This window comes from Vibrio sp. OPT46 (assembly GCF_015163535.1).
Classification (GTDB): domain Bacteria; phylum Pseudomonadota; class Gammaproteobacteria; order Enterobacterales; family Vibrionaceae; genus Vibrio; species Vibrio alginolyticus.
Window position 1 is genome coordinate 1,710 of the sequence record NZ_JADDYG010000731.1, and the last position, 3,708, is coordinate 5,417.

At 44.4% G+C, this 3,708-nt stretch carries 6 protein-coding genes; 4 read left to right on the forward strand and 2 right to left on the reverse strand.

The window, feature by feature from the left end:
- The 3 genes from IQR33_RS34485 to IQR33_RS26515 all read left to right on the forward strand — a co-directional run.
- On the forward strand, positions 1–248 hold a 248-nt coding region (locus tag IQR33_RS34485; RefSeq protein WP_228014160.1), incomplete at its 5' end, for an efflux RND transporter permease subunit.
- 120 nt (positions 249–368) lie between these two features.
- Positions 369–1,454 (forward strand): OmpP1/FadL family transporter, encoded by a 1,086-nt coding sequence (locus IQR33_RS26510; protein WP_193837204.1) that lies wholly within the window; start codon positions 369–371, stop codon positions 1,452–1,454.
- Between the two features lie 176 nt (positions 1,455–1,630).
- Positions 1,631–2,428, forward strand: a complete 798-nt coding sequence (locus IQR33_RS26515; RefSeq protein ID WP_138939636.1) for a hypothetical protein — start codon at positions 1,631–1,633, stop codon at positions 2,426–2,428.
- A 47-nt stretch (positions 2,429–2,475) separates the two neighbouring features.
- On the opposite strand, the gene speG is transcribed toward IQR33_RS26515, so the two are convergent.
- On the reverse strand, positions 2,476–3,015 hold the full coding sequence (speG, locus tag IQR33_RS26520) for a spermidine N1-acetyltransferase (protein ID WP_005375417.1): 540 nt from the start codon (positions 3,013–3,015) through the stop codon (positions 2,476–2,478).
- A gap of 246 nt (positions 3,016–3,261) precedes the next feature.
- Here speG and IQR33_RS26525 point away from each other — a divergent pair, with 246 nt between their 5' ends.
- A complete protein-coding gene (locus IQR33_RS26525) occupies positions 3,262–3,414 on the forward strand; it encodes a hypothetical protein (protein WP_005375418.1) in 153 nt (50 codons plus the stop codon).
- A 111-nt stretch (positions 3,415–3,525) separates the two neighbouring features.
- Here the strand turns inward: IQR33_RS26525 and IQR33_RS26530 are convergent.
- A partial coding sequence (locus IQR33_RS26530; protein WP_193844202.1) for a GGDEF domain-containing protein occupies positions 3,526–3,708 on the reverse strand: 183 nt, incomplete at its 5' end.

The following is a 3,708-nucleotide window of genomic DNA, read 5'->3' on the forward strand; positions in this document are numbered from 1 at the left end:
CTCGAGTCCGTTTCCGTGCAGTACAGATGACCGCATTCGCCTTCATCTGGGGGGTATTCCCGTTGGTGATTGCATCGGGTGCCGGTGCGGCATCTCGTCACTCACTGGGCTTTGCGGTATTCGGCGGCATGATTCTCTCTACGTTTGTTGGCACGTTACTGACGCCAGTGTTCTTCGTGATGATGCAATCTCTGCGCGAGAAGTTTAAGCGAAAGAAACCCACTGAACTTGAGGTGAGCGAGCAATAACGCTGATTTCAACTGACTGACTCCACAACACCCCCACGCTGTGTGCGATTGGCCAATGCCTTTCATTGATATACAACCACCGTCGCAGCGTGGGTTCCCCTAACAATAATAGGTTTTAGCATGAAAAATCTTTCAAAAATCGTCGTAGCGAGCTCTCTACTGACGTGTGCTGCTGCGCAAGCGGGTGGGTTATACCTTTACGAAACAACAGCATCGGATATTGGTTTGGCATCCGCTGGTATGGCGGCTCGTGCGCAAGATGCCTCAGTAATGGCAGCAAACCCGGCTGGTCTGGCGAATGTTTCTGGTAAATCTTTCTCTGGTAACCTGATTGGCCTTTACGGTGACGCGCAATTAGACACGATGACTGGCGATGCGGGCAACGTGATTGGTTTTGTTCCTATGGCGTCGGCATTTTACAGCCAACAAGTGAACGACAAATGGACGCTGGGTATTGGTCTGTATGGCAACTACGGTCTTGGCCTCGAGTACGAAGGTCTTTTGGGTGATCATTTAGATATTCCTACAGCAACGACGCAAGCCTTGACCATTCAACCTTCCGCTTCTTACCGCATCAATGATCACTGGTCTGTGGGTGCGGCGCTTGGCATTCAGTACGGTATGTATGAAGTGGAAACGAAGGGAGCCTTGAACTTCAATGACGAAGACCAAGATACTCAGCTCAACGGCCGAGTAGGTGTGCTTTATGAGGCAACACCAGGCACGCGTCTTGGTCTGTCTTACTCTTCTGAAACCGAATTTGAATTCGACAAGAGTAACTCCATTGCTCCACAACAACTGATCTTCAGTGCTTACCATGAAGTGAATGATGACCTAGCGGTGATGTGGAACGTGAACTGGCAAGACTGGAGCGAATACACAACCACGCTGAACGTAGAGACACAAGACACTTACCAAATCGCATTGGGTACTCAGTACAAACTGAATGAAAAAATGATGTGGAATGCAGGTTTTGCATTCGATACCAGCATGTATGAAAGTCAATCAAACGGTGACATTACCGTTCCTACTGGCAAGGCGTACCGCATTGGTACAGGCATTGATTACAAATTGGATTCAGAAAACTCAATTGGTTTCGCGTTTGAAGCGATCTTGATGGAATCGTCAGAAACGCCACGCTTACAAGCTGGCTTTGATGAGCCTGCGCTGTACTTCATGAGCATGAGCTACAACTGGAAAAACTAATCATTCCTAATCGCTAAAACGCCTTCCTTACAGGCCATTCTACCCTAACTACCTGCACTGGATGCTGTCACGCCATCTAAGGTAGTTAGGGCGCTTCTGTCACATCCAGTGAGTGATGATTCAAAAAATATCTGCGCAGCTAAGTGCGGGTATTCAACATCTCAAAGGACTAAAAAATGAAAAACAAACTAGCGTTAGTGTGTACGACTTTGTTGGTCAGTACGTTGGCTCATGGTGCCGAGCATCGAGTAAAAGGCAATAAAAACAAGTTGGCGGATGACCCAACAAAAGTCATCACGAAATTTGGCGCGTCTTACGCAAACAACTACGATTTTGATGATCAAAACATCTCATTCTCGGGCTCACTTGCGCTTGACCAAGCGCGCAAAATTAACCTGCGTATCAATGATGATGCGAGCGAGTGGCGTATTGGTGGCTCGTGGCTGTTTCCGGTCGGTATCGTGAACTTCAACTTCGGTAAAAATGAATACGTAAACGGCGCGGATCAAACCAACTACAGCGTTGGTACCTTTATGCCGCTAAGTTATTTCGGGATTGAGCCAGCAGGCTTCCAAATTTTCCCAATGGCAGGCTATACGTACAACACTGGTGATGTTCCTGTTTGTGACGGTGCAGAAAGTAGTCTCTGTAGCGAGCCTAACTTTACGGGTACGCCAAGTGCAGAGAATGGCTTCAATATGATGAGCTCTTCAGGCAGTAGCGGTTACGTTGGTGCATTTGCGCTGAAATCGTTTACCAAAGAGCTGACGTTAATCAGCTTCGCAGCAGGCACTTACGGCTCAGAAAACAGTGAAGGAGAGAACTACAAAGGCTTCTTTGGTGGTATCGGCCTTGGTTACCTCGTGAGCAAACGCCACTCTTTTAACGTAATGACGTTTGTCATGGACAACAACACCTATTTGGATGAAGCAGACAAGCGCATCGTATTATCATATCAATATCAATTTGAATAAATAAAAACGCAGCCCAAATAGCTGCGTTTTTACTTTGATAGAATGAACTAGTGAATTGAGTTGTTTTCTTCGATCTTTTTCTGGTACTGGTGTTTTAATATATACATGCGCTTAACATCGCTGTAAGCGCCGTTAATAAAGTATTCTTCTACAAGGTGACCTTCTTCGATAAAGCCGCACTTTTTGTATAAGTGAATAGCGACTTCGTTATCCACTGCGACTAATAAGTAGATTTTACGTAGATTAAGAATTGAGAATGAGTAATCTAACGCACGATTAATCATCTCTGTCGCATAACCTCGGCCTTGATGCTCTGGGGCGATGATTATCTGAAATTCCGCGCTGCGGTGAATGTAGTTAATCTCGATCAGCTCAACTAAGCCAATTACGATGCCGTCTTCATCTTCGACGACAAAACGCCTTTCAGCGTCATCATGTATATGTTTTCGATAAAGTTCTTCGAGCTCGTCATAAGACTCGTAAGGTTCTTCGAACCAGTAGGCCATGATATTTCGGTTGTTATTCAGTTCATGAATAAAGCGCAAATCAGAACGCTCTAATGCACGCATTTTTAGGCCTTTCTTCATCATTTTTCTCCAATGAGGGCGGAGAATACCTCCGCACTTGATGCTAGAAAATATTACCGTATTTCACAAGAATCGCGCATCTTTTTTTGGAAAATATCCTGTGATTTTCAATGTGGAAACTTAGAGTTCACGACAAACATAAATTAATCTTTACGATAAAAAACTCGATTAGGTGCTTTGCCTAATATCGTATTAAATACCGCGCAACGACTTAGTGTCTTAATCTAAACAAACAAGGTATTCAATATGTTTTCAATCGGTGACGTAGTAGTAGCGACTAAAGGTATCGATCTTGGCGAAATGGTTGTTACAGGTTTAAGCAGTGGCGGTTTTTACACACATGTAAAAGCAGGCGAAAAAACACTAACTTACCCAGCTAAAGATCTTAAGAAAGCATAATTAAATTTGCTCATTCTTATTTTTAACTGGCTTAAAGTTCGTACTAGTTATTTTAAGCGGGTTAGAATCGATAAAAGGTAGCGCAATGAGTCGCTACCTTTTTTATTTTTTCTACCTTTCTTCACCAATATGAAACTCAACGCGATTTCTTCCGGTTTCCTTTGCCTTGTAAAGTGCTAAGTCTGCGCGTTTAACAAGTGGTTCAAATGAGTCGTCGAGACGACAGACTTGAGTTACCCCAATACTCGCGGTGAAGCTCATATCACAACCTGAATGTTGAACGGTCGTCGTTTC

Coding starts and splice junctions, on each gene's coding strand:
- IQR33_RS26525 (WP_005375418.1), top strand. CDS start 3,262: ATGTTTTCAATCGGTGACGTAGTAGTAGCGACTAAAGGTATCGATCTT.
- IQR33_RS26515 (WP_138939636.1), top strand. CDS start 1,631: ATGAAAAACAAACTAGCGTTAGTGTGTACGACTTTGTTGGTCAGTACG.
- IQR33_RS26510 (WP_193837204.1), top strand. CDS start 369: ATGAAAAATCTTTCAAAAATCGTCGTAGCGAGCTCTCTACTGACGTGT.
- speG (WP_005375417.1), bottom strand. CDS start 3,015: ATGAAGAAAGGCCTAAAAATGCGTGCATTAGAGCGTTCTGATTTGCGC.